The organism is Desulfobacter sp. UBA2225 (assembly GCF_002348205.1).
In the GTDB taxonomy this organism is placed as follows: Bacteria; Desulfobacterota; Desulfobacteria; order Desulfobacterales; family Desulfobacteraceae; genus Desulfobacter; species Desulfobacter postgatei.
In genome coordinates this window covers 202-4,884 of sequence record NZ_DDYV01000273.1, presented here as the reverse complement: position 1 = coordinate 4,884, position 4,683 = coordinate 202, and the positions used below count along the sequence as shown (strand labels likewise).

General features: G+C 48.9%; 5 protein-coding genes. 2 read left to right on the top strand and 3 right to left on the bottom strand.

Annotated features, from left to right (window positions below):
• Positions 1-126: 126 nt before the first annotated feature.
• Both B3D59_RS14060 and B3D59_RS14055 read right to left on the bottom strand, forming a co-directional pair.
• Positions 127-954, bottom strand: coding sequence for a phosphate/phosphite/phosphonate ABC transporter substrate-binding protein (locus B3D59_RS14060; protein ID WP_286820682.1), 828 nt, complete (start codon positions 952-954; stop codon positions 127-129).
• A gap of 47 nt (positions 955-1,001) precedes the next feature.
• Positions 1,002-2,528 (bottom strand): SLC13 family permease, encoded by a 1,527-nt coding sequence (locus tag B3D59_RS14055; RefSeq protein ID WP_286820680.1) that lies wholly within the window; start codon positions 2,526-2,528, stop codon positions 1,002-1,004.
• 259 nt (positions 2,529-2,787) lie between these two features.
• Here B3D59_RS14055 and B3D59_RS14050 point away from each other — a divergent pair, with 259 nt between their 5' ends.
• The gene (locus tag B3D59_RS14050; protein ID WP_286820678.1) at positions 2,788-3,681 is read left to right on the top strand and encodes a phosphate/phosphite/phosphonate ABC transporter substrate-binding protein; all 894 of its coding nucleotides are present in this window, start codon (positions 2,788-2,790) and stop codon (positions 3,679-3,681) included.
• 383 nt (positions 3,682-4,064) lie between these two features.
• On the opposite strand, the gene B3D59_RS14045 is transcribed toward B3D59_RS14050, so the two are convergent.
• Positions 4,065-4,265 carry a hypothetical protein gene (locus tag B3D59_RS14045; protein ID WP_286820672.1) on the bottom strand — a complete coding sequence of 67 codons (201 nt, stop codon included), beginning with the start codon at positions 4,263-4,265 and terminating at the stop codon, positions 4,065-4,067.
• A gap of 119 nt (positions 4,266-4,384) precedes the next feature.
• Here B3D59_RS14045 and B3D59_RS14040 point away from each other — a divergent pair, with 119 nt between their 5' ends.
• Positions 4,385-4,531 carry a hypothetical protein gene (locus tag B3D59_RS14040; RefSeq protein ID WP_286820669.1) on the top strand — a complete coding sequence of 49 codons (147 nt, stop codon included), beginning with the start codon at positions 4,385-4,387 and terminating at the stop codon, positions 4,529-4,531.
• The last annotated feature ends 152 nt before the right edge of the window (positions 4,532-4,683 follow it).

The following is a 4,683-nucleotide window of genomic DNA, read 5'->3' as shown; positions in this document are numbered from 1 at the left end:
TTTTCTTGTCCAAGCCTGAATGCGACCTGAATCGGAGAGAAATAGCCTTCCATGATAAAATCAAAAATTCTTGCCGCATGAACTTCACCTTGTTCTTCCTGCCTTTTTTGAGAAGATTTACAAATCTCAAAATGCTTCTGCTGCTCTGGCAGCGTCCCGGATAAGGTCAAAGTCCTTATCCGTTACTGGAAGGAAGCCTTCAAGTTTTGCCGGACCAGATACCGGAAATGCAATTGCTGTCCCCGGTTTGAGCTTCAAAAGGCCAGCCCTTACTTTTGCCGTAACTGCCTCATCTAGCTTCTTTGTTGCAAATAATGGAAAGTTTGGGATCCATTCGCTTGTCCCTATGACGCGAAACTCATTACTATTGGGAACCTTCTCAAAATCGTCCTCCCTTATTCCCCCCGCATCTGCCGTACCGAATAATACTGCGTCTGCAACAGCATCGCGTTTTTTAACAAATACCGGCTTAATTTCTGCTTTACTGATACCTGCTTGTTTGAGCATAAGCATCTGCACAAGATAGGCTCCAGCAGAGCCGGGGTCCTGAAAGGCAATCTTCTTGCCTCTCAAATCTTTTACACTTTTTGTAGGTTTGTCTTTTCTTACAAATATAATCCCCTTGAATTTGGTTCCGATTTTAGGTTCTGCCGCAAGAGCGAGTGATTTTGCTGCCGGAACATCCTTCTTAATAAGCACATAGATATAGGGGTTTGCATAGCCCAAGTCAAACTCCCCCGCAATTGCCATTTTGGTAAAAGCATCGAAGTCTTTTGGAACAACAATAGTTACTTTTTGGCCTATTTCTTTTTCAAGATACTTTGCGAGCGGTGTGAACATCTCAATCATTTCTTGTTCTGGAAGCCTTGGCAAAAGACCGAGTCTTATCTCTGAAAAAGCCATGGCAGGCGACAGCAAGAAAAACAGTGCCAATAGAAGTATTGTCTTTTTCACTTCAACATTCTCCTTTCTAACTCAATTTAATTTCCAACTACCAATAGTTATTGCACTAAAGGCTGCCACACCGGAAATCCATTCAAGGCATACCAGGGAGCCATAACAAATATGCTCCATAATATTGCAACGATAATTATAGGGAGACCTACCTTCGCATAGTCTGACACCGAAAAAGTACCTGTGCCGTATGCTATTACGGCTGCTGTAATCTGCGTGGGCATCACAAATGCAAAGGTATCGAGGTTGGCAACCAGTAGCGTAAAGGCAACAGGGTTCATGTGAAGGAGGGGCGCCATCTCTAATAGGATCGGCGCAAGCATTGCAACAGCCGCTACATTGCTCAGCATCCCGAGCCGTATGAACTGCGTGCCAGCCATCATTATAATGAGGACCATTATCCATCCTTTGCCTTCCACAAGTGGATGAATCATGGCCGCAAGATATTTCGCAAGCCCTGTGGAGCCCATGGCGGCAGACATGGAGAGGGCGCCACCAAGAAGCAGCCATGTTCCCCATATGGTCTTGTTTTCTATCCCCTTCCATTTCAAGGGAAATACGCCAGGGATAAAAAATACCCCCAGCGCCATGAGAGTAACCATTCCTGTCTTGATCTTATGGATATCCTCAAAGGCCCACATTATTGCCGCAAACGCAAAAATGAGCAGAATGACCCATTCATAATTTTTGGTTTTGCCGAGCTCTTTTTTGGCGGTTTCTATTTTTTCTATCCCGCCTGAAACCTCCACATTTTGAAACTTAAAAAAGAACTTCAATACCCAGAACATGATAGGGAAAAGCCCCGCTATTGGCAGATGAAGCCACAGCCACTGTATCCATGAAATATGTATATTGAGCTGTTTGTCAAAAAGTCCCACCATTATGACATTAGGCATATGCGCAGTGAGAAAAAGGATGCCCCCAACCATCGGCGCATACACAAGGGCGGATATCACAATCGCTTTTTTTGCATCTCTCTCCGCTTTAGTTTCCCCAAACAAATCTATAATTCCACGGACAACAGGCAAAAGTGTAGCGGACCTGGCAACAGCCGCCGGAATAACTAATGCTAAGCCCATACAGGTGCTGAACAATCCTAATATTATCTTGCTTACCTTGGTGGACTTCATCTTTGACAAAACGGTTAAGGCAATGCGGGTATCCAGATTTGCAGACCACAATATAGCCCCAAATATAAACGCGCCTAGACACAGAAAACTCACATCCAAAACATATCCGCCGAATGCCTCCGGTATTTTCGGCACGGCCTTTGTCACCACCAGCAGCATTGGTATCATTAAGCCTGAAACTCCGCCAGGGATAGCATCGGTTATCCATATAATGGATGCCCAGACAATAACCGCGAGAACTGCCTTTGCAGAATAAGTGGGTATAACGGATGAAATATCTACGCCCCACAAAATAACCGCAAAGGCAGCCCAGGCAGCTACATAGCCGAGAAGTGTTTTTCGTGCCGGTTTTCCCCGTGCTCGCACATTGTTGATTAAATATCCAAATACGCCTTTTGCCGCCTGTGGAGTGCCGGCATTAACGTCTGCACTTACTTTTCCCATAACTATCCTCCTGTGTGTCCCGGATTTTTTTCTTCATGTTTCCGGTTAGAAACATGAAGCGCTCAAAAATACCCCACAGCATATGCTTATGTTTAATACTAGGGAAAAGGCGTTGTTAATATCGCCCAGACGATACTTTGATTGATATTTAGGTACGATACTTTGATTGATGTAGGCTCCGGAAGGTTCTTTGTCGTGCCTGTAAGGGGTTCCGAATCATTCGGGAAAAGCATGAACCAATACAACAAGGAGAAGTATTATGGGAAACAGCATGAAGAAGATCGGGATGATGGGTATGGCCCTGGTGGTCAGCGCCATGTTTGTCGCGGCGGCTCAGGCGGAAATTAAGATCGGCGTTCTGGCCCTGCGGGGCGCGCCCAAGGTCATGGAGGAATGGACCGCGACCGGGGAGTATCTCACCGGCAAGATGGGAGAGCCCGTTACCATTATGCCCCTCGAGTTCTCCGCCATTGAGCCCATGTTGAAAGACGGCAAGATCGATTTCGCGCTGGCGAACTCCGCTTTTTTCGTGGAGGTAGAAAAATTGTACGGCGCCAAGGCCGTCGCCATGCAGATCAACTCGGCGGACGGCAAGCCGTTCAAGGAGTTCGGCGGGGTGATCTTCGCACGCAAGGACAGCCCCATCAATAATCTGTCCGATCTGAAGGGCAAGAAGTTCATGGTGGTGAAGGCGTTCTCTTTTGGCGGCGGCCAGATGGCCATGCGGCTTCTGCTCCAGAACGGGATCGATTACCGAAAGGATTTTGCCGAGTTCAAGGAAGGCGGCAAGCATGACAACGTGATTCTGGCCGTGAAAAACGGGGCCATGGATGCTGGAACCGTTCGCACTGACGTCATGGAAGCTATGGCAGCGGAAGGCAAGATATCCATGTCCGACTTCAAGATCATCAATCAGGTCAAAGACAGCTTCCCCTTTGTGCACAGCACCGAGTTGTATCCCGAGTGGCCCATGATTGCTGCAAAGCATGTTGATGCCGACAAGGTCAAGAAACTCGGCGAGGCCCTCATGGCGGTGAAGCCCGATTCCGATGCGGCCAAGAAAGCCGGGATTCTCGGCTGGGCGCCGCCTGCCGACTTCAAAAGCGTGCGGGAATGCCTGAAGGCTCTTAAGTATGGGGCCTTTGCCAATTAACGGATTCCGGGGATCGTGAATGGTTTCGAAAAAGAGGAATTGCCGCCAGGTTTATTCTCATTATTTCAGTCCTGGCGTAAGGTTATCAACCGCCTGTAGTCTGAGCAGGCAGCGCAGGAAAAACTGCTGGCCGGGGGGGGGCGGCAAAAAGGGGAATTCATCGCCGCTCTCCTGGCTCAGGCAGGAGAGCGGCGATCATCGGGTATGATTTTGATTTCATGACCAGGTTTGCCCCAACGGCAAGAATGACGAAGACGTTGTCTCCGTGGTGTTTTCCGGCAAGGACAAGAATGAGGAAGTGATGGTGTCAGGAAGATAAAAAAAATCGGACGGATATCTCCGAGCCGGATTTTTTTGCGGTTTCCAAGAAACAGGGCGCACGTCTAATTTCCGGTGGCTGGGGTGGCGCTCTTTGCTCCGTATCGAGCAAGGTATTTGTCCCGGAGCAGGATGAGCCGGGCCAGATAGGTGTCCCGTCCGGCAAGGCTGGTGGTGGTTTTTATCTCCTCCAGCAGGGAATTCACCGAGGGTCTGATGTCGATGCCGTAACGGTTCAGGGAGGCGGCATTCGCACGGTCAAGCACCAGAATCGAATAATATTTGCCCAGCAGCCGCCCCGTGATTCCCGGCGAAACAGATAGGACTGCCCGCCAAGGGTGTTGAGAAATACCAGCCTGCGGAAAGACCGAGAGCGGCGAGTATTATGATGCCGATGGCGACCGGGGAGAGTGATTTCTTTTTTGGCGGCAGGCTTGTTTTGTTGGGGCATGTCTCGCATCCAGGATGTGTTGCGGACGGTGATATTGTCAGGAAATTCACTGTATCGCGGGTCAGACGTGAGGCCGAATAAAAATCGGCGGATTGGCAAGTTGATGATTATGGGTGGGAAACGCAAAGTTCTGCGCAGGGTCAGGAGGTGAGCCCCCGGTAGATCTCGTGAATACGATTGGGGAGTTTTTTGACCTCGTCGATGCAGATATAATTCACCTCCCCGTACATGTG